21 protein-coding genes and 1 pseudogene are annotated in these 23018 nt (G+C 71.3%); 16 read left to right on the top strand and 6 right to left on the bottom strand.

Annotation, left to right across the window (positions count from 1 at the left end; genetic code table 11):
• The first annotated feature begins 11 nt into the window (after positions 1-11).
• The 13 genes from SAVERM_RS09165 (at position 12) to SAVERM_RS09105 (ending at position 14825) form a co-directional block, all read left to right on the top strand.
• On the top strand, positions 12-827 hold the full coding sequence (locus tag SAVERM_RS09165) for an ABC transporter permease (RefSeq protein ID WP_037645865.1): 816 nt from the start codon (positions 12-14) through the stop codon (positions 825-827).
• Between the two features lie 96 nt (positions 828-923).
• Entirely contained in the window at positions 924-2171 is a 1248-nt protein-coding gene (locus SAVERM_RS09160) for an NAD(P)/FAD-dependent oxidoreductase (RefSeq protein WP_010983173.1), read from the top strand.
• On the top strand, positions 2168-2467 hold the full coding sequence (locus SAVERM_RS09155; protein WP_010983172.1) for a (2Fe-2S)-binding protein: 300 nt from the start codon (positions 2168-2170) through the stop codon (positions 2465-2467). The genes SAVERM_RS09160 and SAVERM_RS09155 overlap by 4 nt, the downstream gene beginning before the upstream one ends.
• Entirely contained in the window at positions 2457-3956 is a 1500-nt protein-coding gene (locus tag SAVERM_RS09150) for an FAD/NAD(P)-dependent oxidoreductase (RefSeq protein ID WP_010983171.1), read from the top strand. The genes SAVERM_RS09155 and SAVERM_RS09150 overlap by 11 nt, the downstream gene beginning before the upstream one ends.
• A complete protein-coding gene (locus tag SAVERM_RS09145) occupies positions 3953-4843 on the top strand; it encodes a dihydrodipicolinate synthase family protein (protein ID WP_010983170.1) in 891 nt (296 codons plus the stop codon). The genes SAVERM_RS09150 and SAVERM_RS09145 overlap by 4 nt, the downstream gene beginning before the upstream one ends.
• A 14-nt stretch (positions 4844-4857) precedes the next feature.
• Positions 4858-5859, top strand: coding sequence for a proline racemase family protein (locus tag SAVERM_RS09140; RefSeq protein WP_010983169.1), 1002 nt, complete (start codon positions 4858-4860; stop codon positions 5857-5859).
• A 69-nt stretch (positions 5860-5928) separates the two neighbouring features.
• Positions 5929-6600, top strand: a complete 672-nt coding sequence (locus tag SAVERM_RS09135; RefSeq protein ID WP_037645866.1) for a GntR family transcriptional regulator — start codon at positions 5929-5931, stop codon at positions 6598-6600.
• A 46-nt stretch (positions 6601-6646) separates the two neighbouring features.
• Positions 6647-7639: a LacI family DNA-binding transcriptional regulator gene (locus SAVERM_RS09130; RefSeq protein WP_010983167.1), complete on the top strand. Its 993-nt coding sequence runs from the start codon at positions 6647-6649 to the stop codon at positions 7637-7639.
• 146 nt (positions 7640-7785) lie between these two features.
• Entirely contained in the window at positions 7786-9126 is a 1341-nt protein-coding gene (locus SAVERM_RS09125) for an ABC transporter substrate-binding protein (RefSeq protein ID WP_010983166.1), read from the top strand.
• Positions 9127-9131: 5 nt separating this feature from the next.
• Positions 9132-10088: a carbohydrate ABC transporter permease gene (locus SAVERM_RS09120; RefSeq protein ID WP_010983165.1), complete on the top strand. Its 957-nt coding sequence runs from the start codon at positions 9132-9134 to the stop codon at positions 10086-10088.
• Complete coding sequence (locus SAVERM_RS09115) at positions 10085-10960, top strand: carbohydrate ABC transporter permease (RefSeq protein WP_010983164.1); 876 nt, start codon at positions 10085-10087, stop codon at positions 10958-10960. Before SAVERM_RS09120 ends, SAVERM_RS09115 begins: the two co-directional genes overlap by 4 nt.
• A 31-nt stretch (positions 10961-10991) precedes the next feature.
• Positions 10992-12593, top strand: a complete 1602-nt coding sequence (locus tag SAVERM_RS09110; RefSeq protein ID WP_010983163.1) for a glycoside hydrolase family 13 protein — start codon at positions 10992-10994, stop codon at positions 12591-12593.
• A 57-nt stretch (positions 12594-12650) separates the two neighbouring features.
• Positions 12651-14825, top strand: coding sequence for a galactose-binding domain-containing protein (locus tag SAVERM_RS09105; RefSeq protein ID WP_010983162.1), 2175 nt, complete (start codon positions 12651-12653; stop codon positions 14823-14825).
• Here the strand turns inward: SAVERM_RS09105 and SAVERM_RS44615 are convergent.
• From SAVERM_RS44615 to SAVERM_RS09080, 6 genes and pseudogenes are all read right to left on the bottom strand, one after another.
• Positions 14797-15056 (bottom strand): annotated as a pseudogene (locus tag SAVERM_RS44615) (hypothetical protein); the annotation flags it as partial. The gene SAVERM_RS09105 and the pseudogene SAVERM_RS44615 sit on opposite strands and share 29 nt — an antisense overlap.
• 82 nt (positions 15057-15138) lie before the next feature.
• Entirely contained in the window at positions 15139-15990 is an 852-nt protein-coding gene (locus tag SAVERM_RS09100; RefSeq protein WP_042492881.1) for an MOSC domain-containing protein, read from the bottom strand.
• A 116-nt stretch (positions 15991-16106) separates the two neighbouring features.
• Positions 16107-17201, bottom strand: a complete 1095-nt coding sequence (locus tag SAVERM_RS09095; RefSeq protein WP_010983160.1) for an ABC transporter ATP-binding protein — start codon at positions 17199-17201, stop codon at positions 16107-16109.
• Positions 17198-18067, bottom strand: coding sequence for an ABC transporter permease (locus SAVERM_RS09090; protein ID WP_010983159.1), 870 nt, complete (start codon positions 18065-18067; stop codon positions 17198-17200). Before SAVERM_RS09090 ends, SAVERM_RS09095 begins: the two co-directional genes overlap by 4 nt.
• Positions 18064-18888 carry a molybdate ABC transporter substrate-binding protein gene (gene modA, locus SAVERM_RS09085; RefSeq protein ID WP_010983158.1) on the bottom strand — a complete coding sequence of 275 codons (825 nt, stop codon included), beginning with the start codon at positions 18886-18888 and terminating at the stop codon, positions 18064-18066. The genes SAVERM_RS09090 and modA overlap by 4 nt, the downstream gene beginning before the upstream one ends.
• Positions 18889-18939: 51 nt before the next feature.
• Positions 18940-19326 carry a TOBE domain-containing protein gene (locus SAVERM_RS09080; protein ID WP_010983157.1) on the bottom strand — a complete coding sequence of 129 codons (387 nt, stop codon included), beginning with the start codon at positions 19324-19326 and terminating at the stop codon, positions 18940-18942.
• A gap of 138 nt (positions 19327-19464) precedes the next feature.
• Between SAVERM_RS09080 and SAVERM_RS09075 the strand changes: the two genes are divergently transcribed.
• The 3 genes from SAVERM_RS09075 to SAVERM_RS09065 all read left to right on the top strand — a co-directional run bounded on the left by SAVERM_RS09075 (position 19465) and on the right by SAVERM_RS09065 (position 22980).
• A complete protein-coding gene (locus tag SAVERM_RS09075; protein WP_010983156.1) occupies positions 19465-19947 on the top strand; it encodes a molybdopterin-dependent oxidoreductase in 483 nt (160 codons plus the stop codon).
• Positions 19938-20621 (top strand): LysR family transcriptional regulator substrate-binding protein, encoded by a 684-nt coding sequence (locus SAVERM_RS09070; RefSeq protein WP_010983155.1) that lies wholly within the window; start codon positions 19938-19940, stop codon positions 20619-20621. The genes SAVERM_RS09075 and SAVERM_RS09070 overlap by 10 nt, the downstream gene beginning before the upstream one ends.
• A gap of 307 nt (positions 20622-20928) precedes the next feature.
• A complete protein-coding gene (locus tag SAVERM_RS09065) occupies positions 20929-22980 on the top strand; it encodes a phosphocholine-specific phospholipase C (protein ID WP_010983154.1) in 2052 nt (683 codons plus the stop codon).
• Positions 22981-23018 lie beyond the last annotated feature (38 nt).

The raw sequence follows: 23018 nt of genomic DNA, 5'->3' as shown, positions 1-23018 counted from the left end.
GGAGCCCTGCCGTGCAACTGTCCCGTTCCGCGCGCATCGCGTTGCGCGTCGCCGCCGGATGCGGCTTCGCGGCCATCTACGTCCCGCTCGCGCTCGTCCTCGTCAACTCCTTCAACTCCGACCGCAGCGCGAGCTGGCCGCCGTCGGGCCTGACCCTCCACTGGTGGTCGGTCGCCTGGGGGAGCGAGGGCGCCCGCGCCGCGTTGTGGGTGTCGGTCAAGGCGGGCCTCGGCGCCACGGCCATCGCCCTGCTGCTGGGCACACTCATCGCCTTCGCGGTGGCCCGGCACCGCTTCTTCGGCCGCGACGCCATCTCCTTCGTGGTCGTCCTGCCGATCGCGCTGCCCGGCATCGTCACGGGCATCGCGCTCAACTCGGCGTTCAGTACGGTCCTGGAGCCCCTGGGCGTCGGACTCGGCATGTTCACCGTGGTCGTCGGCCACGCCACCTTCTGCATCGTCGTCGTCTTCAACAACGTCGTCGCCCGGCTGCGCCGCACCTCCGGCTCGTACGAGGAGGCGGCGATGGACCTGGGTGCGAACACCTTCCGCGCCTTCGCCGACGTCACCTTCCCGCTGGTGCGCTCGGCGTTGCTCGCGGGCGGGCTGCTCGCCTTCGCGCTCTCCTTCGACGAGATCGTGGTGACGACGTTCACGGCCGGTCCCGGCATCGAGACCCTGCCGATCTGGATCTTCAACAACATGACGCGACCGCAGCAGGCACCGGTGGTGAACGTCGTGGCGGCGGTCCTGGTCCTCCTCTCCGTACTCCCGATCTACGTGGCCCAGCGGCTGTCCGCGGACACGGCGACCGAGAGCCGGATCTAGGGCGACAGGCCCTGGGGCGGGTCCCCGTCCCCGTCGGCTGCCCGGAGGGGCGTCGACACCCTTGGCGACAGGTGTGGTGTGTGACATAGTACTGGCGTGACTTCGCCACTGACCTGCGATGTTGTGGTCGTCGGGGCAGGCATGGTGGGCGCGGCCTGCGCCTACTACGCGGCCCGGGCGGGTCTGGACGTGACCCTGGTGGACCGGGGTCCGGTGGCGGGCGGCACCACGGGTGCGGGCGAGGGCAATCTGCTCGTCTCCGACAAGGAACCGGGGCCGGAACTCGAACTCGCCTTGCTCTCAGGCCGGTTGTGGGCCGAACTCGTCGAACGGCGGCCGGGGTTCGGCCATGCCGTCGAGTACGAGGCCAAGGGCGGTCTGGTCGTCGCCGAGACGCCCGAGGCGCTGACCGCTCTCACGGATCTGGCGGCCCGGCAGTCGGCCGCCGGGGTCGAGGTGAGTCCCGCCGCCGCCGACCAACTGCGCGAACTGGAACCGCACTTGGCGCCGGGCCTCGCGGGTGCGGTGCGGTATCCGCAGGACGCGCAGGTGATGCCGGCACTGGCCGCCGCCCACCTGGTCCGGGCGTCGGGGGCCCGGCCGGCGACCGGCGCGAGTGTCACCGCCGTGCTGCGGACGCCCGACGGTTCCGTACGCGGAGTGCGCACCGACCGGGGCGACATCCACGCCCCCGCCGTCGTCAACGCCGCCGGCACCTGGGGCGGCGAAGTGGCGCGGCTCGCGGGCGTCCGGCTGCCCGTACTGCCCCGGCGCGGCTTCGTCCTCGTCACCGAGCCGCTGCCGCGGATGATTTGGCACAAGGTGTACGCGGCGGACTATGTCGCCGATGTGGCGAGCGACTCGGCGGCCCTCGCGACCTCGCCGGTCGTCGAGGGCACGGCGGCGGGGCCGGTACTGATCGGTGCCAGCCGTGAACGGGTCGGCTTCGACCGCACGTTCTCACTGCCGGTCGTGCGGGAGCTGGCCGCGGGCGCGACCCGGCTGTTCCCGTTCCTCGTGGGGGTGCACGCCGTACGGGCGTACGTGGGCTTCCGCCCGTACCTTCCCGACCATCTGCCGGCCATCGGCCCGGACGCACGCGTGCCGGGGCTCTTCCATGCCTGCGGGCACGAGGGCGCGGGCATCGGACTGGCCACCGGCACCGGGTACTTGATCGCCCAGGTGCTGGCCGGCCGGGACCCCGACCTGGACCTGACGCCGTTCCGGCCCGAGCGCTTTTCCGGCCACTTCCCCGACCGTTCCCAGGACGGCCTTCCGGGCGCTCTTCCGGACCGTCCTGCGCACCGCGGTGCGGATCGCCGCGAGGACCAGGAGACGCCGTGAATCCACTGAGACTCGTCCACGCGCGGCCGGGGGCGGCGTTCGCCGTCACCTTCGACGGGCGCGAGATCGAGGCGCTTCCCGGGCAGACGGTCGCCGCCGCGCTGTGGTCGGCGGGCGTGACCGCGTGGCGCACCACTCGGGGCGGGGGCCGACCGCGTGGGGTGTTCTGCGGGATCGGCGTCTGCTTCGACTGCCTGCTGAGCGTCAACGGCGCCCCGAACCAACGGGCTTGCCTGGTACGGGTGCGGCCAGGCGATGTGATCCGCACACAGGAGGGAACCGGCCATGAGGGCTGAGCCGGCCAGGGCTGAATCGGCCAGGGCTGAGCTGGCCGTGATCGGCGCGGGCCCGGCGGGCCTCGCCGCCGCCCTGGCCGCGGGCGCGCGCGGAGTGCGCGTCACGCTGATCGACTCGGCTGCCCAGGCGGGCGGTCAGTTCTACCGCCGGCCCGACCCCGCGCTCGAGGCGCGGCGACCGCAGGTTCTGCACCATCGGTGGCGGACCTGGGAACGGCTGCGCGACGGGCTCGCCGCACAGGTCGGAACAGGAGGAGTCAAGCACCTGACCGAACATCAGGTGTGGCTCGTGGAAAGGCAGTCGACGGGTTTCACGGTCCACGCCCTTCGTGCGGAGAGCCCGGTCGTCGTCCACGCCGACGCCGTCCTCCTCGCCACCGGCGGCTACGAGAAGGTGCTGCCGTTTCCCGGCTGGACCCTCCCCGGCGTACTGACCGCGGGCGGGGCGCAGGCGATGCTCAAGGGCGGCCTCGCGGTGGCGGGCGGTACCGCGGTCGTGGCCGGCACCGGGCCGCTGCTGCTGCCCGTGGCGACCGGGCTGGCCGCGGCGGGCGTCGAGGTCGCGGCGCTGGTGGAGGCGGCGGACCCGAAGACGCTCGTACGGCATGCGCGCGCTCTCGCGGTCAAGCTGCCCGAAGGCGCCCGGTACGCGGCTCGGCTCCTGCGGCACCGTGTCGAGTTCCTCGGCCGGCACACCGTCGTCGAGGCGCACGGCGGTGAGCGGCTGGCAGCCGTGACCGTCGCCGCCCTCGATGCCGGCGGACGCGTACGGACCGGCACCGAGCGGCGCATCCTCTGCGACACCCTCGCCGTCGGACACGGCATGCTCCCGCACACCGACCTCGCCGAGACGCTCGGCTGTCGCGTCGACGGGCTGAACGTCTCCGTCGACGAGGAACAGCGCACCTCCGTCCCCGGTGTATGGGCCGCGGGCGAGACCACCGGCATCGGGGGCGCCGCGCTGTCGCTCGCCGAGGGGCACATCGCCGGACGGTCGATCGCCGCCCGGCTCGCGGGCCGCGAACCCGACCCGCGCGCCTGGGCGGCGGCCGCCAAGTCCCGTACCCGACTGCGGCAGTTCGCCGCCGTGCTCGACACCGTGTACGCGCCGCCCGCCCACTGGAGCGACCGGGTCACCGACGACACCGTCGTCTGCCGCTGCGAGGAGGTCACCGGCGGTGCGATCCGGGAGGCCGTCGAGGAGCTCGGCGCCGGTGACCTGCGTACCGTCAAGCTGCTCACCCGCGCCGGGATGGGCTGGTGCCAGGGCCGGATGTGCGGGCCCGCGGTCGCCGGACTCGCCGGATGCCAACTCGCCCCGTCCAGTGGGCCGTTCGCACGACCCGTACCGCTCGGCGTACTCGCCCGGGCCGCCGACGGCCACCGGAGCGAGGCTCCCACCGCCGACCACGGGGACGAGGCCCCCGCGGACGGCCGTCGAGCCGAGGCCCCCGCCGACGATCACCTCACCCAGAGAGGACCCTCATGACCGTCCACCGCCCCTGGCGCGGCGTGCTCGTCGCCACCGCGCTCCCGCTCACCGCCGACCTCGCCGTCGACCACGACAAGTTCGCCGAGCACTGCGCCTGGCTCGTCGAGCAGGGTTGCGACGGAGTCGTGCCGAACGGCTCGCTCGGTGAGTACCAGGTGCTCACCCCCGAGGAGCGCGCCAGGGTCGTCGAGACGGCCGTGTCCGCCGTCGGCGGCGCGCGGGTGATGCCCGGGGTCGCCGCCTACGGATCGGCGGAGGCCCGGCGCTGGGCCGAACAGGCCCGGGACGCCGGCTGCCGGGCGGTCATGCTGCTGCCGCCGAACGCCTACCGGGCCGACGAGCGTTCCGTACGCGCCCACTACGCGGAGGTCGCCAAGGCGGGCGTGCCGGTCGTCGCGTACAACAACCCCATCGACACCAAGGTCGACCTCGTGCCCGAACTGCTCGCCGCGCTGCACGGCGAGGGGTACATCCACGCGGTCAAGGAGTTCTCGGGGGATGTCCGCCGCGCCTACCGGCTGGCCGAACTCGCCCCGGAACTCGATCTGCTGATCGGCGCGGACGACGTCCTGCTGGAACTCGCGGTCGCGGGCGCCAAGGGCTGGGTGGCCGGCTACCCGAACGCACTGCCCGCGGCGAGCGTCGAGCTGTACCACGCGGCCGTCGACGGCGACCTCGCCACCGCCACACAGCTGTACCGGCAGCTGCACCCGCTGCTGCGCTGGGACTCCAGGGTCGAGTTCGTGCAGGCCATCAAAATGTCCATGGACGTCGTCGGGCGGTACGGCGGCCCGGTACGCCCGCCGCGCGTCCCGCTGCTGCCCGAGCAGGAGACCGCCGTCCGCGCCGCCACGGAGAAGGCCGTGGCGGCGGGGCTCGCGTAAGGGGAGGCCGGCAGATGCGCAGCAAACTCGTCCTGCACGCCGTCGACTCGCACACCGAGGGCATGCCGACCCGGGTGATCACCGGCGGCATCGGCACGATCCCCGGCGCGACCATGAACGAACGGCGCCTGTACTTCCGTGAACACCGCGACGACATCAGGCAGTTGCTGATGAACGAGCCGCGCGGTCACTCGGCCATGAGCGGCGCGGTCCTCCAGCCTCCCGCGCGCCCCGACTGCGATGTCGGCGTCGTCTACATCGAGGTCTCCGGCTATCTGCCGATGTGCGGCCACGGCACGATCGGCGTCGCGACCGTGCTCGTGGAGACCGGCATGGTCGAGGTCGTCGAGCCGGTCACCACGATCCGCCTCGACACCCCGGCGGGCCTCGTCGTCGCCGAGGTGGCGGTCGAGGACGGCGCCGCCCGGGCCGTCACGCTCAAGAACGTGCCGTCCTTCTGCGTCGGCCTCGACCGCAAGGCCACGCTCGCCGACGGCCGCACGGTGACGTACGACCTCGCGTACGGCGGGAACTTCTACGCGATCCTGCCGCTGGGGGAGTTCGGACTGCCCTTCGACCGGTCCCGCAAGGACGACATCCTCAAGGCGGGCCTGTCCCTGATGGACGCCGTCAACGCGGACGGCGGGCCCGTCCACCCCGAGGACCCGTCCATCCGCGGCTGCCACCACGTCCACCTCGTCGCGCCCGGCTCCGACGCCCGCCACTCCCGGCACGCGATGGCCATCCATCCCGGCTGGTTCGACCGCTCGCCGTGCGGCACCGGAACCAGCGCCCGTATGGCGCAGTTGCACGCGCGCGGTGAACTTCCGCTCGGCACCGAGTTCGTCAACGAGTCCCTCATCGGGACCCGGTTCACCGGCCGGCTGCTCGGCACGACCGAGGTGGCCGGCATCCCCGCCGTCCTGCCCAGCTTCACCGGGCGCGCCTGGGTCACCGGGACGGCCCAGTACCTGCTGGACCCCGAGGACCCCTTCCCGGCGGGGTTCGTGCTGTAGGCGGCGTCGATAATGTCCGGTGACCCGGCCCCCGTGCCCGGGGACCCCGCCCCGAGGAGGAAGACCGCGATGGCCGCGCAGCACAGCCCCGCCCTGCCCACGCTGGGCGGCAGGAAGCCCAGCTACCGGGAGCGGGTCGCCGACGCCCTGCGGGCCGCGCTGATCGCCGGTGAGCTGCGCGCCGGGGAGGTCTATTCGGCGCCCGGCCTCGCCGCCCGCTTCGGGGTCTCCGCGACCCCGGTGCGTGAGGCCATGCTCGACCTCGCGAAGGAGGGCCTGGTCGACACCGTCCCGAACAAGGGCTTCCGGGTCACCGCGGTCTCCGAGAAACAGCTCGACGAGTACACGCACATCAGGTCGCTGATCGAGATCCCGACGACGGCGGGCCTCGCGCTCACCGCCGACCCGGCCGAGCTGGAGGCGCTGCGCCCGGTCGCGCGGGAGATCGTCGCCGCCGCCACGGCCGGGGACCTCATCGCGTACGTCGAGGCGGACCTGCGCTTCCACCTGGGGCTGCTCGCGCTCGCCGGCAACGACCACCTCGTGGACGTCGTACGGGACCTACGGCGCCGCTCCCGCCTGTACGGACTCACCGCCCTCGCCCGGGCGGGCCGGCTGCGGGCCTCCGCCGAGGAGCACCTCGAACTCCTCGACGCGCTGCTGGCCCGCGACACCGAGGCCGCGCGCGAGGTGACGACCCGGCACCTCGGCCATGTGCGCGGACTCTGGGTGGCCCCCTGACACCGCTACGCAAACGGCTTGCGTTACTTGCGCTATTCTTGCGCGCATGACGCGACGACTTGCTGAGGTGGCGAAGAAGGTCGGGGTCAGTGAGGCCACGGTCAGCCGGGTGCTCAACGACAAGCCGGGAGTCTCCCCGGCCACCCGGCAGGCGGTGCTCTCGGCGCTCGACGTCCTCGGCTACGAGCGGCCCACGCAGCTGCGCGGCGAGCGGGCCCGGCTCGTCGGACTGGTGCTCCCCGAGCTCCAGAACCCGATCTTCCCGGCCTTCGCCGAGGTCATCGGCGGAGCGCTCGCCCAGCTCGGCCTCACGCCCGTGCTGTGCACGCAGACCAAGGGCGGTGTCTCCGAGGCGGATTACGTGAACCTGCTGCTCCAGCAGCAGGTCTCCGGTGTGGTGTTCGCGGGCGGACTGTACGCGCAGGCCGACGCGCCGCACGACCACTACCGCCGGCTCGCGGACCGCAACATCCCGGTGGTGCTGGTCAACGCGGCCATCGAGCACCTCGGTTTCCCGGCCGTCTCCTGCGACGACGCCGTGGCGGTGGAGCAGGCCTGGCGGCATCTCGCCTCGCTCGGACACGAACGGATCGGACTCGTGCTCGGGCCGGGTGACCATATGCCCTCGGCGCGGAAGCTGGCGGCCGCGCGGGCTCTCGGGGACCTCCCGGACGAGTACGTCGCCCGGGCCATGTTCTCCATCGAGGGCGGCCACGCGGCGGCCTCCCGGCTCATCGACCGGGGCGTCACCGGCTTCATCTGCGCCAGCGACCCCCTGGCGCTCGGCGCGGTACGGGCCGCCCGCCGCAAGGGACTTGACGTTCCGTCCCAGATCTCCGTCGTCGGCTACGACGACTCGGCCCTCATGAACTGCACGGAACCCCCGCTGACCACCGTTCGCCAGCCCATCGAGTCCATGGGGCGGGCGGTGGTGGAGCTGCTGAACGCGCGGATCGGCGGCAGCTCCGTACCGGACGAGGAGCTCTTGTTCGAACCGGAGCTGGTGGTGCGGGGATCCACCGCGCAAGCCCCGCGGTGACGGAACGCGCGGAGATCCACACGTCTGTCGAATAATTACAGATTCTGCGCGACATCTTGCGAGCCGATGTCGTCGGTGCTTGAGTGTGCGACGCCCACCGCTCCTGCCCAGGGCGCCCACCGCTCCTGCCCAAAAGGGGTCCACCGATGAGAAGCTCCGGGTTCCGCCGTGCCTGTGTCGCGCTCGTGGCCTGTTCGTTCGTCCTGACCGCGTGCGGTTCGAGCGGTGATGCGGCCGACGGCAAGACCCGCATCACCGTGAACTGCATGCCGCCCAAGAGCGCCAAGGTCGACCGGAAGTTCTTCGAGGACGACATCGCCGCCTTCGAGAAGAAGAACCCGGACATCGACGTCGTCGCCCATGACGCCTTCCCCTGCCAGGACCCCAAGACGTTCGACGCCAAACTCGCCGGCGGTCAGATGGAGGACGTCTTCTACACGTACTTCACCGACGCCACCCACGTCGTCGACGTCAACCAGGCCGCCGACATCACCTCGTACGTCAAGGACCTCAAGAGCTACGACACCGTCCAGCAGCAGCTGCGCGACATCTACACCGTCGACGGCAAGGTCTACGGCGTCCCGCGCACCGGCTACTCGATGGGGCTGATCTACAACCGGGGGCTCTTCGAGAAGGCCGGACTCGACCCCGACAAGCCCCCGGCGACCTGGGACGAGGTGCGCGCCGCCGCCAAGAGGATCGCCGCACTCGGCGGCGGCACCGTCGGCTACGCGGACTACAGCGCGCAGAACCAGGGCGGCTGGCACTTCACCGCCGAGCTGTACTCGCAGGGCGGCGACGTGGTGAGCGCCGACGGCAAGAAGGCCACCGTCGACACCCCCGAGGGCAAGGCGGTGCTCCAGAACCTGCACGACATGCGCTGGACCGACAACTCCATGGGCAGCAAGCAGCTCCTCGTCATCAACGACGTCCAGCAGCTGATGGGCTCCGGCAAGCTCGGCATGTACCTCTCCGCACCCGACAACATCCCGATCCTGGTGAAGGAGAAGGGCGGCACCTACACGGACCTCGCCCTGGCCCCCATGCCCGGCGGCAAGGGCACCCTCATCGGCGGCGACGGCTACATGTTCAACAAGAAGGCCACGCCCGCGCAGATCAAGGCCGGACTGAAGTGGCTCGACTTCATGTTCCTCACCCCCGGCAAGGGCTTCCTCGGCGACTACGCCCGCGCCAAGAAGAACGACGCCCCCGTGGGCCTGCCCGAACCCCGGCTGTTCAGCGGCGCCGCCGACGCCAGGGACCAGCAGGTCAAGAAGGCCAACGCCAACGTCCCCGTCGAGAACTACCAGTCCTTCCTCGACGGCAACCAGAGCCTGAGGATGAAGATCGAGCCGCCGCAGGCCCAGCAGATCTACTCCGTCCTCGACAGCGCCGTCTCCGCGGTCCTCACCAAGAAGGACGCCGACATCGACAAGCTCCTGAAGGACGCGTCCGGCAAGATCGACAGCATCCTCGCCCGAGGCTGAGACCGATGACCAAGACCGCAGCGCGGCGGCCCGTCGAGGCGATCGCCGTACGCCCGGTACCGGCGCCGCCCCCGGGAGGGGGCCTCGGGCGGCGCCGCCTCGCCGACCAGGCCCACGCGTACGCCTTCCTGCTCGGCGGCCTGCTCTGCTTCGCCCTGTTCTCCTGGTACCCGGCGATCCGCGCGGTCGTGATCGCCTTCCAGAAGTACACGCCGGGCTCACCGCCCGAGTGGGTCGGCACCGCCAACTTCACCCGCGTCCTGCACGACCCCGAGTTCACCGCGGCCTGGCGCAACACGCTCACCTTCACCCTGCTCGCCCTGCTCATCGGCTTCGCCGTGCCCTTCGTGATGGCGCTCGTCCTCAACGAACTCCGGCACGCCAAAGCCTTCTTCAGGGTCGTGGTCTATCTGCCGGTGATGATCCCGCCGGTGGTCAGCGCCCTGCTGTGGAAGTGGTTCTACGACCCCGGAGCCGGCCTCGCCAACGAAGCACTCCGCTTCCTGCACCTGCCCACCTCCAACTGGTCCAACGGCGCCGACACCGCCCTCGTCTCCCTGGTCATCGTGGCGACCTGGGCCAACATGGGCGGCACGGTCCTGATCTACCTGGCCGCGCTGCAGGGCATCCCGGGGGAGCTCTACGAAGCCGCCGAGCTGGACGGCGCCAACATCCTCCAGCGCATCCGCCATGTGACGATCCCCCAGACCCGGTTCATCGTCCTGATGCTGATGCTCCTTCAGATCATCGCCACGATGCAGGTCTTCACCGAGCCGTTCGTCATCACCGGCGGCGGCCCCGAGAACGCGACGGTCACCGTCCTCTACCTGATCTACAAGTACGCCTTCCTCTACAACGACTTCGGCGGGGCCTGCGCCCTGAGCGTCATGCTGCTCGTGCTGCTCGGCGCCTTCTCCGCGGTCTATCTGCGCCTGACCCGTTCCGCGGAGGAGGACTCATGAGCACCCGCACGCTCGTCTCGCCGCTCACGCTGTCCCGCCCCCGCGGCAAGGCCGCCTACTGGACCGTGTTCACGGGCGTCGTGCTGCTCTTCGCGCTCGCCTTCCTCTTCCCCGTCTACTGGATGGTCACCGGCGCCATGAAGTCGCCGGACGAGGCCGCACGCACCCCGCCGTCCCTCGTCCCACAGAAGTGGCACCTCAGCGGCTACACCGACGCCTGGGACCTGATGCAGCTGCCGGCCCACCTGTGGAACACGGTCGTCCAGGCCACCGGCGCCTGGCTGCTCCAGCTCGTGTTCTGCACGGCCGCCGCGTACGCCCTGTCCCGGCTGAAGCCCGTCTTCGGCAAGCTGGTCCTCGGCGGCATCCTGGCCACCCTGATGGTGCCGGCCCAGGCACTGGTCGTACCGAAGTACCTGACCGTCGCCGACCTCCCGCTGATCCACACCAGCCTGCTCAACGACCCGCTCGGCATCTGGCTGCCCGCCGTGGCCAACGCCTTCAACCTCTATCTCCTCAAGCGGTTCTTCGACCAGATCCCGCGCGACGTCCTGGAGGCCGCCGAGATCGACGGTGCCGGCCGGCTGCGCACCCTCTGGTCGATCGTGCTGCCGATGTCCCGGCCGGTCCTGGGAGTTGTCTCGATCTTCGCCCTGGTCGCCGTCTGGCAGGACTTCCTCTGGCCGCTGATGGTCTTCTCCGACACCGACAAGCAGCCCATCAGCGTGGCCCTCGTCCAGCTGTCGCAGAACATCCAGCTGACCGTGCTCATCGCCGCGATGGTGATCGCCAGCATCCCCATGGTCGCGATGTTCCTCGTGTTCCAGCGGCACATCATCGCCGGGATCAGCGCGGGCAGCACGAAGGGCTGAACGCCGACCCTCCGACAGAAAGGCCCGCACCGTGGGACAGCCCACCCCTGCCCGCATCCAGAAGGACTGGTGGCGCACCGCCGTCATCTACCAGGTGTACGTCCGCAGCTTCGCGGACGGCGACGGCGACGGCACCGGCGACCTCGCGGGTGTCCGCGCCAGACTTCCCTACCTCGCCGGACTCGGCGTGGACGCCATCTGGTTCAACCCCTGGTACCTGTCACCGATGAAGGACGGCGGCTACGACGTCGCCGACTACCGGGCCGTCGACCCGGCCTTCGGCACCCTCGCCGAAGCGGAGAAACTCATCGCCGAGGCACGGGAACTGGGCATCCGCACCCTTGTCGACATCGTCCCGAACCATGTCTCGGACCAGCACCCCTGGTTCCGCGCGGCGCTCGCCGCCGGCCCGGGCAGCCCCGAGCGCGCACTGTTCCACTTCCGCGGGGGCCGCGGCGCGCACGGCGAACTCCCGCCCAACGACTGGCCGTCCCAGTTCGCCGGCTCCACCGAACCCGTCTGGACACAGCTGCCCGACGGCGACTGGTACCTGCACCTGTTCACCCCCGAACAGCCCGACCTCAACTGGGCCCACCCGGCCGTCCGGCAGGAACACGAGGACGTACTGCGCTTCTGGTTCGAACGGGGCGTGGCGGGCGTACGCATCGACTCGGCGGCCCTCCTCGCCAAGGACCCGGACCTGCCGGACCTCGTCGAGGGCCGCGCCCCGCACCCGTTCGTCGACCGCGACGAACTCCACGACATCTACCGCTCCTGGCGCGCCATCGCCGACGAGTACGGCGCCGTCTTCGTCGGCGAGGTCTGGCTCCCCGACACCGAACGCTTCGCCCGCTATCTGCGCCCCGACGAACTGCACACCGCCTTCAACTTCTCCTTCCTCTCCTGCCCCTGGGACGCCCGGCGCCTGCGCACGGCCATCGACGAGACCCTCGCCGAGCACGCGCCCGTCGGCGCGCCCGCCACCTGGGTGCTGTGCAACCACGACGTGACCCGCACGGTCACCCGGTACGGGCGCACGGACACCGGCTTCGACTTCGCCGCCAAGGCCTTCGGCACCCCGACCGACCTGGCTCTCGGCACCCGCCGCGCCCGCGCCGCCGCGCTGCTCTCGCTCGCCCTGCCCGGGTCCGTCTACCTCTACCAGGGCGAGGAACTGGGCCTGCCCGAGGCCGAGATACCGCGCGAGAGCATCCAGGACCCGATGCACTTCCGCTCCCACGGCGTCGACCCCGGGCGGGACGGCTGCCGGGTGCCGCTGCCCTGGGTGGCCGACGCGCCGCACGCGGGCTTCGGGGGCGAGCCCTGGCTGCCGCAGCCCGCACGCTGGTCCGCGTACGCGGCCGACCTCCAGGCCGAGGACCCGGGCTCGATGCTCTCCCTCTACCGGGAGGCCCTCCGGCTCAGGCCGGCCTACGCCGACGGCCCCCTCACCTGGCTGCCCGCACCCGACGGTGTCCTCGCCTTCGCGCGCACGGAGGGCCTGATGTGCGTCGTGAACCTCGCGGACACCCCGGCCGGCCTCCCCGCACACTCCCGACTCCTGCTCAGCAGCGGCCCCCTGGACGACCAGGGACGCCTCCCGCAGGACACGGCGGCCTGGCTGCGCATCTGAGACCGCCGTAGCACCACCCGCTATCCCCGTCCCCCCCCACCACGAAGGGATCAGCACATGCACAGCAACAGCCTCAGATATGTCAGGCGCATGTCAGCCATCGGTGCGGCCGTCGCCCTGGCGGCGGGCCTGCTCGTCGCCCTGGCCCCCGCCGCGCACGCGGCCGCCGGCGCCGACCTCCCCTTCACCTCCGTCGAGGCGGAGTCCGCCACCACGACCGGCACGAAGATCGGCCCCGACCACACCCAGGGCACGATCGCCTCGGAGGCCTCCGGGCGCCAGGCCGTACGACTGGGCGCGGGCCAGCGCGTCGAGTTCACCGTCCCCCGGGCCGCGAACGCGGTGAACGTCTCCTACAACGTCCCCGACGGCCAGTCGGGCGCGCTCAACGTGTACGTCAACGGCACGAAGCTCGCCAAGACGCTGGCCGTCACCTCCAAGTACTCCTACGTCGACACCTCCTGGATCGCGGGCGCCAAGACCCATCACTTCTTCGACAACGCCCGGCTGCTCCTCGGCCAGAACGTCCAGCCGGGCGACAAGATCGCCGTCGAAGCGGTGTCCACCCAGGTCACGGTGGACGTCGCCGACTTCGAGCAGGTCGCCGCGGCGGCCACCAAGCCCGCCGGGGCGGTCTCCGTCACCGACAAGGGCGCCGACCCGAGCGGCCAGGGCGACTCCACCCAGGCCTTCCGGAACGCCATCGCCGCAGCCCAGGGGGGAGTGGTGTGGATCCCGCCGGGCGACTACCGGCTGACCTCCTCGCTGAACGGCGTCCAGAACGTGACGCTGCAAGGCGCGGGCAGCTGGCACTCCGTCGTGCACACCTCGCGCTTCATCGACCAGTCCAGCTCCTCGGGCGGCGTCCACCTCAAGGACTTCGCGGTGATCGGCGAGGTCACCGAGCGCGTCGACTCCAACCCGGACAACTTCGTCAACGGGTCCCTCGGTCCGGGGAGCTCGGTCTCCGGCATGTGGCTCCAGCACCTCAAGGTCGGCCTCTGGCTCACCGGCAACAACGACAATCTCGTCGTCGAGAACAACCGCATCCTCGACACCACCGCCGACGGTCTCAACCTCAACGGCAACGCCCGCGGCGTCCGCGTCCGGAACAACTTCCTGCGCAACAACGGCGACGACGCCCTCGCCATGTGGTCGCTGTACTCGCCGGACACCAACAGCAGCTTCGAGAGCAACACCATCTCGCAGCCGAACCTCGCCAACGGCATCGCCATCTACGGCGGCACCGACCTCGCGGTCAAGAACAACCTGATCTCCGACACCAACGCCCTCGGCAGCGGCATCGCGATCTCCAACCAGAAGTTCCTCGACCCCTTCTCCCCGCTCGCGGGCACCATCACGGTCTCCGGCAACACCCTCGTCCGCGCCGGCGCGATGAACCCCAACTGGCAGCACCCGATGGGCGCGTTGCGCGTCGACTCGTACGACAGCGCCATCGAGGCGAACGTCAGCATCACCGGCACGACGATCACCGACAGCCCGTACAGCGCCTTCGAGTTCGTGTCGGGCGGCGGACACGGCTATGCGACCAAGAACGTCACCGTGGACGGGGCGACGGTCAGGAACACCGGCACGGTCGTGGTCCAGGCCGAGTCGCAGGGCGCCGCCAAGTTCAGCAACGTCCAGGCCACCGGCGTGGGCGCGGCGGGCATCTACAACTGCCCCTACCCGGCCGGCTCGGGCACCTTCACCCTCACGGACGGCGGCGGCAACGCGGGCTGGAGCAGCACCTGGGGGGACTGCTCGGCCTGGCCGCAGCCGGGCCAGGGCAACCCCGACCCCGATCCCACCCGCAACCTCGCCAAGGGCCGCCCCGCCACCGCCACCGGCTCGCAGGACGTCTACACGCCCGGCAAGGCGGTCGACGGCGACGCGAGCACCTACTGGGAGTCCACCAACAACGCCTTCCCGCAGGCCTGGACCGTCGACCTCGGCTCGTCCCAGGCCGTCCGGCGCCTCGTCCTCAAGCTGCCGCCCGCCACCGCCTGGCAGGCGCGCACGCAGACCCTGTCGGTGCAGGGCAGCACCGACGGCTCGGCGTACTCGACGGTGGTCGCCTCGCAGGGCTACCGCTTCGACCCGGCGACCGGGAACACGGCGACCGTGACCCTGCCCAGCGGCACGAACCTGCGGTACCTGAAGCTCAACGTCACCGCCAACACCGGCTGGCCGGCCGCCCAGTTCAGTGAGGTGGAGGCGTATCTGTCCTGAGGCCGAAGGCCGCCCCGCGCTTCGCCGCCTGGATCTGCTCGTACACATGGGTCCTGAGCTCGGCGAAGCGCGGGGCGACCCGGGTGCGCAACTGGTCCCGCTCCCCAGGCAGGTCGAGGACAGCTGCCACGGGTACGCCCCGGCGGCATCCGCGAGCCCGACCGGGCGCAGTGCGTCGACGACCAGTTCCTGTCGGCGCGCTTTGCTCGACTTCTTCTGTTTCAAGGGGAGCGCAGGAGTGGAGGACCTCGACGCCCGCAGCCCGTACCGCGTCGAGCACCGTGACCCGCTCGGGCAGCAGGGAGCCCTCGCCTCAGGCCCAGTGGACAGGATCGCCGAGCCGGATCCGGCCGGGCCGCAGCACCTGGGCGTAGACGCCGGCGCAGGGCTGCGGTCCCATCGACTCCGTCGGGGTGACGCGGTTGTGCTCGGCCAGGACGCGGAGAGCCGCGGTGTCCGCCGGCACAGTGCCGTGTGCCAGCGTGGGTATGGCGCAGCGCGGTGTGCGGGCGATGACGCGCAGGACGAGGCCGGTGCCCAGGTGCAGGGTCCGGTCGATCCAGTCGTTCTCCGTGAAGCCCCGGGTCAGCGGCGTACGGAGCACGATGTTGGGGCGGTAACGCTCCGCTTGGGCGCTGCCGTTCGGTGCGAGTGCCGCGATGCGGGCGAGGGTCGAGGTCGTCATCACGTGGACAGGCGCGAAATCGAAGAACGTTCCTTCGGGGGAGCCGCCGCCGATTCGGCCGGTACGAGCGCTCACCGGCGGCCTCGTGTGGTCGCGCAGGACGTCCTCCGGGTCGGCGCGGTCAAGGGCCGCCTCGTGCGGCGGGGCGTCGGTGAGGAACACGGGGCGGCCGACGATCTCCGACAGCGCCTCGTCCACGCCCGGATCGGTCGACCACAGCTCCTTGCCGTCCGACGTGGTCATGCGTACCGCGGAGTTGTCGGCCTGCGCGGTCACCGTGAGCAGACGGCTCCACAGGCGGGGGTGCTTGGCGCTGGCGACCTTGCCGGTGTCCCGGTCGATCAGGGCCACGCGGCGGTCGTGGGCGAGGCCCCGCTCGGTGACCTCGACGGCGGGCAGCTCCTCGCCGAGCATCGACTTCACCGGGTAGCGCAGGAGCCGGTCCACTCTTCCCGGCCCGTCCGATTCCGCCGATGTCATGGGCAAAGTATCGAGATCCGCACAGGGGACGGCAAGGGCCCGCCCGGCCACCGGCTTCCCGGCGGCCCACTCCGTTCGGGCCGCAACCGGGGAACGCGGCCGGTCGCCGCGTCGCGTCAGGCCGAGTAGGCGTGGGTCTGGGCGGCCTTGACCGATGCCCACACCGTGGCCCCCGGATGGAGGTCGAGCTCGGCGGCGGCGACGGTCGTCAGGTCGGCGGCGAGGGGGAGTTCGCCGGTCAGGTCGGCACGGATCTGGTCGCCGTGGGTCTCAAGACCGGCGACCTCGCACTGCCAGAGGTTGCGCGCGCTGGAGCCGGTGGGGCGGTCGCGGTGCAGGGTGACCGCGCTCGGCGGGAACGCGACGAAGACCGGTCCGGTGAGGTCCTCGGTGGTCGTGATCACCGGCCCGCCGTCGACGCGCACCGCGTGTCCTTCGGCCCGTCCCGGGTAGAGGTTCAGGCCGACAAGGTGGGCGATGTAGTCCGTACGCGGGTGGCGTGCGATGTCGGCGGGAGTGCCCTCCTGGACGACGCGGCCGTCCTCGACGACGACGAGGCGGTCGGCCAGCACCATGGCGTCCAGCGGGTCGTGGGTGACGAGTACGGCGACGGCCTCGAACTCGGCCAGATGGCGCCGGAGTTGCGTCCGTACCTCCAGCCGCGTGCGGGCGTCGAGCGCGGCGAGGGGTTCGTCGAGGAGCAGCAGCCGGGGGCTGGTGGCGAGGGCGCGGGCGAGGGCGACGCGCTGGGCCTGGCCGCCGGAGAGTCGGCGGGGCTTGGCGCCGGCGTGGGCGGTCAGACCCATCCGCTCCAGCCACTCGGCGGCCCGGGCGCGGGCCGCCGCCTTGGTCGCGCCGTGGCAGCGCGGGCCGAAGGCCACGTTGTCCAGGGCCGTGAGGTGGGGGAAGAGCAGGTAGTCCTGAAAGACGACGCCGACCGGACGTGACTCGGGCGGCGTACGCTCCAGCGGCGCGCCGTCCAGGCGTAGATGACCGCCCGTGAGGGGGACGAGACCGGCGAGGGCGCGCAGGGCGGTGGTCTTGCCGGCGCCGTTCGGGCCGAGCAGCGCGACGACGTCGCCGGGTGCGGCCGTCAGCGCCACGTCGAGCCGGAAGGTGCCGCGGTCGACGATCAGACGGGCGTCCAGCCCCGCTGCGGCCGGGCCGGGGACACCCATGACCTCGTGCGCGGACTTCTCGGTGTCGGTCATGAGGCGGTCATCCAGCGATCACGCAGCCCGGCCAGGACCGCGACGGACACGACGAGCAGCACCAGGCTGAGGGCGATGGCCGCCTCCGGGTCGCTCTGCAGGGCCAGGTAGACGGCCAGCGGCATGGTCTGCGTACGGCCGGGGAAGTTGCCCGCGAACGTGATCGTCGCACCGAACTCGCCGAGCGCACGGGCCCAGGCCAGGACCGCGCCCGCCGCGATGCCGGGCGCGATCAGCGGCAGGGTGACCCGGCGGAACGCGGTGAACCGGGAGGCGCCCAGGGTCGTGGCGGCCTCCTCGTAGCGCGGGTCGGCGGCCCGCAGGGTGCCCTCGACGCTGATGACGAGGAACGGCATCGCGACGAACGCCTCGGCGATGACGACACCGGTGGTGGTGAACGGCAGAGTGATACCGAACCACGAGTCCAGCCACTTCCCGACGACTCCGTTGCGGCCGAGCGCCATCAGCAGGGCCACACCGCCCACGACCGGTGGCAGGACGAGCGGCAGGGTGACCAGAGCGCGGACGAGGCCGCGTCCGGGAAACTCGACCCGGGCCAGCAGCCAGGCCAGGGGCACCCCGATCACCAGGCTCACGGCGGTGGCCGCGGTGGCGCACACCAGGGACAGCTTCAGCGCCTGCCAGACCTCGGGGCTGGTCAGCTGGCCCGGCAGGCTGTGCCAGGGGGTGCGGACCAGCAGGGCGATCAGCGGCAGCACCAGGAAGGCCAGCCCCACCAGCGCGGGCACGAGCAGCGGGAGTGGCACGCCCCGGCCGAAGCCGGTCCGCACGTGCCCGGGCCCGCGCCGTGGCCCGCCCGTCAGGGTGTCGGCCACGGCGTCGGACGTGTCGTGCGGGGAGGTCACGGCTTGAGGAACCCGGCCTCGGTCAGGACCTTCTGGCCTTCGGCGGACCGCACCAGGGCGATGAACGCCTTGGCCGCCTCGGCGTTCTTCGTGTCCTTGAGCCGGACGATCGGGTAGTCGTTGACGGCGTTGGCGGACTCGGGGAACTCCACGCCCTCCACCTTGTCACCCGCGGCCTTCACATCCGTCTTGTAGACGACCGCGGCGTCGGCCTCCTTCAGCTCCACCTTCGTCAGGGCGCTCTTGACGTCCTGCTCGTAGGAGACCGGGGTGAGCTTGAGCTTGCCGGCGTCCAGGGCCTTCTGCGCGGCGGCGCCGCACGGCACCTCCTTGTCGCACAGCACGACCTTCAAGCCGGACTTGGTGAGGTCCTCGAGGGAGGACACCTTGTCGGGATTGCCGGGCAGGGTGGCGATCTCCAGCTGGTTGCGGACGAAGGTGGCGGGCGTCCCCGACGCATCGCCCGCATCCGTGACGATCGCCATCGTCTTGGGGCTGGCGGAGGCGAACACGTCGGCCGGGGCGCCGCCGGTGATGCTCGCGGCGAGGGAGTCGCTGCCGCCGAAGCTGAAGGTCACCTTCGTGCCCGGGTGCTCCTTCTCGAACTCCTTGCCCAGGGTCGTGAAGCTCTCCTTCAGCGAGGCCGCGGCGAACACGGTCACCGTGCCGGACAGCTTCGCGGAGGAGGACGCGGATGCGGAGGAGTCCGCCTTCGTCGACGAGTCGTCGGAGGAGGAGCAGGCGCTCAGGGCCAGCAACGCGGCGGCTCCCGCACCGGCCACCTTCAGGGTCCGGTGGGTCCGGCGCGCGGAACGGGTCATCACGGATCTACTCCCTCTGTCACATGACGAAGAATCCACCACGGGACTCTTCTACGGTCTTTCGACGACCACGTTGGTCGACTTGATCACGGCAACCGCCGGAACACCTGGTTCCAGCTTCAGTTCCTCAGCCGACTCGCGGCTGACCAGGGACACCACCCGGAACGGCCCGGCCTGGATCTCCACCTGCGCGGACACGTCTCCGAGGGTCACGTCCGTGACGATGCCGGAGAGGCGGTTGCGGGCGGAGGAGCCGGCGTTCTCCCGCTCCGTGCGGTGCAACTGCCGGGCATAGGCCGCGAGGACCGGTCCGGGGATGATCCGGCGGCCCGTCGCGTCGCGTTCGGCGGTGAGTCTCCCGCCGTCGACCAGGCGCCTCACGGTGTCGGCGCTGACACCGAGCAAGGCGGCCGCATCCCCGATCCGGTAGGTGTGCATGCGCTGATGATACTGCCGCAGATGCAAGGGGAAAGTCTCCTGTCTCATTGCACAAGCGGGATCTCCGATCCAAAGGGTTGGAATGTGCGTTTGTACGGGAGGGGTGTCCGGGTACGGTCCTGCGGGAGGTGGTAGCCCGTGAGTCAGTCCCTCGCAGCTGCCGGTACGGCCGCCGGCGCGATGGCGGAACTCGCCCTCACCGGTGATCTGGCCCGGCCGGCCCGCCTGACGGTGTCCGATCTGCTCGCCTGGCCCCGGCATCGGGTGCGGGTCAGCTTCGAGTGCGCCACCAGCGGCGTACAGCACCACGCCTTCGAAGGGCCGCTGCTGCACGACGTCCTGTCGGACGCCGGACCGGTCTTCGACGCCGCCCGCCGCAAGGACCGCCTGCGCTTCCTGATCGCCGTGACGGGAGCGGACGGACACCACGCGCTGCTGTCCTGGGCGGAGATCGACCCGGACTTCGGACGCGCCCCCGTCCTGCTCGCGGTCAGCATCGACGGCACCCCGCTCGACCGGGCCGGGCCGCAGCTCGTGCTGCCCCAGGACCGCTGCGGCGCCCGGCACATCAGCGGCATCGACGCCATCCGCGTGGACGGCGGCTACACCCCGTGGACCTGACGCCGACGCTTCCACGGGGCGGTACGGCTGATCGTGGGCCGCTGACGCCTCACCGCCCTTCCACCACCCCGTTCTGCGACCGCAGTCCCCGGGCCCGGGTCGCCCTGGAGTCGCTGTCGTCGGCCGACATCACTGACGGACTGACCGAGTTCGAGCTGGACGCGGCGATGACGTACCTGGACGACGACACGCTCCGCCACGTACGCCGCTTCCCGCTGTACGAGGAGCGGTACGTGCTGCTCACGCCGGTCGACGGACCGCTCGCCGCGCAGCCGACGGCCCGGTGGGCTCAGGCCGCCGCCCTGCCGCTGTGCCTGCTCGGCCCGCGGATGCGTAACCGGCGCATCATCGACGAGTGCTTCGCCGCCGACGGGGCGACGGCCACGCCCGCGATCGAGTCGGACAGCGTCGCCGGGCTGTACGCGCAGCTGCCGGGCGGCCGCTGGTCCAGCGTGATCTCGCACGCCTGGCTGCACATGTTCGGCGTACCGGAGGGCATGGGGGTCGTACCCCTGGAGGGCCCCGCACGCGGGCCGCGGGTCGGGCTGGTCGTCGCCCGCAGCGAACCCCGGTCGGCGCTGGCCGAGGCGCTGCTGACGGTGGCCCGGGAGGCAGACGTACGGGACGCGCTCGACAGCCTCCTGCACACCTACCTGGGCGGCGGGCATGGCTGACGGACGGGGCCTGTCCCGGCATCACGAGGAACGCTTCGACCACGGCGTTCGACGGCGAGGATCGTGAATCGCACGGGGACGGATGCCCGACGACATACGCCCGCGACGGCCTCCCCGCGCTCGACCACTATCCCGGCGCGGCTCCTTTGAGAGGTTTTGGCCCGACGCACACCTCACGTACCGGCGACTTTCACATGGGTGCCACCAGACCCTTCCCTGACGTTTGGTGCTCTTGGAACACTCCAACCGCGCGCATTCCGTCACGATCCCGCCCGTGGAAGTCCTCAGGACGAGAGGTCCCTCACTCATGCCCGAAGTCAACCGGCGCCGCTTCCTTCAACTCGCGGGTGGCACCGCCGCCTTCACCGCGCTGTCCAACAGCATCGAGCGCGCCGCGGCGCTGCCCGCGCACCACAGCTCCGGGACGATCGAGGACGTCGAGCACATCGTCGTCCTCATGCAGGAGAACCGCTCCTTCGACCACTACTTCGGCTCACTGAGAGGCGTCCGCGGCTTCGGCGACCCGCGCCCGGCCGCCCAGGCGAACGGCAAGCCGGTCTGGAACCAGTCGGACGGCGCGAAGGACGTGCTCCCCTTCCATCCCGACGCGGACGACCTGGGCCTGCAGTTCATCCAGGACCTTCCGCACGGCTGGAGCGACGGACACTCCGCCTTCAACCAGGGCAAGTACGACAAGTGGGTGCCTGCCAAGTCGGCGACCACGATGGCGTACCTGACGCGCGACGACATCCCGTTCCACTACGCGCTCGCCGACAGCTTCACCATCTGCGACGCGTACCACTGTTCGTTCATCGGCTCCACCGACCCGAACCGCTACTACCTGTGGACGGGCTACACGGGCAACGACGGCAAGGGCGGCGGCCCGGTCCTCGGCAACGAGGAGGCCGGCTACAGCTGGACGACCTACCCCGAGCGTCTCGAAGCGGCCGGCGTCTCCTGGAAGATCTACCAGGACGTCGGCGACGGTCTCGACGCGAACGGCTCCTGGGGCTGGATACCCGACGCCTACCGTGGCAACTACGGCGACAACTCCCTGCTGTACTTCGACCAGTACCGCAACGCCAAGCCCGGTGACCCGCTGTACGACAAGGCCCGCACCGGCACCGACGCCCGCAAGGGCGAGGGCTTCTTCGACCAGCTGACGGCGGACGTCAAGGGCGGCAAGCTGCCCGAGATCTCGTGGATCGTCGCCCCCGAGGCCTTCACCGAGCACCCCAACTGGCCCGCGAACTACGGTGCCTGGTACGTCGCCCAGGTCCTGGACGCGCTCACCTCCGACCCCAAGGTGTGGGCGAAGACCGCGTTGTTCGTCACCTACGACGAGAACGACGGCTTCTTCGACCACCTGGTGCCGCCGTTCCCGCCGCAGTCCGCCGCGCAGGGCAAGTCCACGGTCGACGTCGGCCCGGACCTCTTCAAGGGTGACGCGAGCCACGCCGCCGGACCGTACGGGCTCGGCCAGCGGGTGCCGATGCTCGTCGTCTCGCCCTGGAGCAAGGGCGGTTACGTCTGCTCCGAGACCCTCGACCACACCTCGGTCATCCGGTTCATGGAGCGCCGCTTCGGCGTGCACGAGCCCAACATCTCGCCCTGGCGGCGCGCGGTCTGCGGCGATCTGACGTCGGCCTTCGACTTCTCCCGCAAGGACACCAAGCCGGTCGCGCTGCCCGCCACCGACGGATACCGGCCGCCGGACCACGACCGCCACCCCGACTATGTGCCGACCCCGCCCGCCCACCCCGCCCTGCCCCGGCAGGAGCGCGGCTCGCGCCCGGCCCGCCCGCTCCGGTACGCGCCCCTGGTGGACGGTTCGGCGGACGCGGCGGCCGGGAAGTTCACGCTCACCTTCGCCTCCGGGGCCCGGGCCGGTGCCGCCTTCCTGGTCACGTCCGGCAACCGTACGGACGGCCCGTGGACGTACACCACCGAGGCCGGCAAGACCGTGTCGGACACCTGGAACTCGGCGTACTCGAACGGCTCGTACGACCTGACCGTGCACGGCCCGAACGGCTTCCTGCGCGTGTTCAAGGGCCCCGGCGGGGCCGCCGGGCCCGAGGTCACCGCGCGGCACGTCGGAAGCGATGTGCGGCTGGTCTTCACCAACAAGGGGCCCGGTACGGTCCGCCTCGAGCTCACCGACGGCTATGGCGGAAAGCCGCGGTCCTTCAAGGTGCGTCCGGGCGCGACCGTCAAGCACACGGTGGATCTGCGGGCCGCCAGGCGCTGGTACGACCTGACCGTCGTGTCCGACGCGGACGCGGGCTTTCTGCGCCGGTTCGCCGGACATGTCGAGAACGGTCTGCCCGGTGTGAGCGACCCGGCGATCGTCACCGACTGATGGTTCCCCAACTGCTGGTTGCCTTCCGGCCGTCTCGC

It is taken from the genome of Streptomyces avermitilis MA-4680 = NBRC 14893 (assembly GCF_000009765.2).
In the GTDB taxonomy this organism is placed as follows: Bacteria; Actinomycetota; Actinomycetes; order Streptomycetales; family Streptomycetaceae; genus Streptomyces; species Streptomyces avermitilis.
Note: the sequence above shows the minus strand (reverse complement) of the source record. Positions and strands in the feature narration are given on the sequence as shown.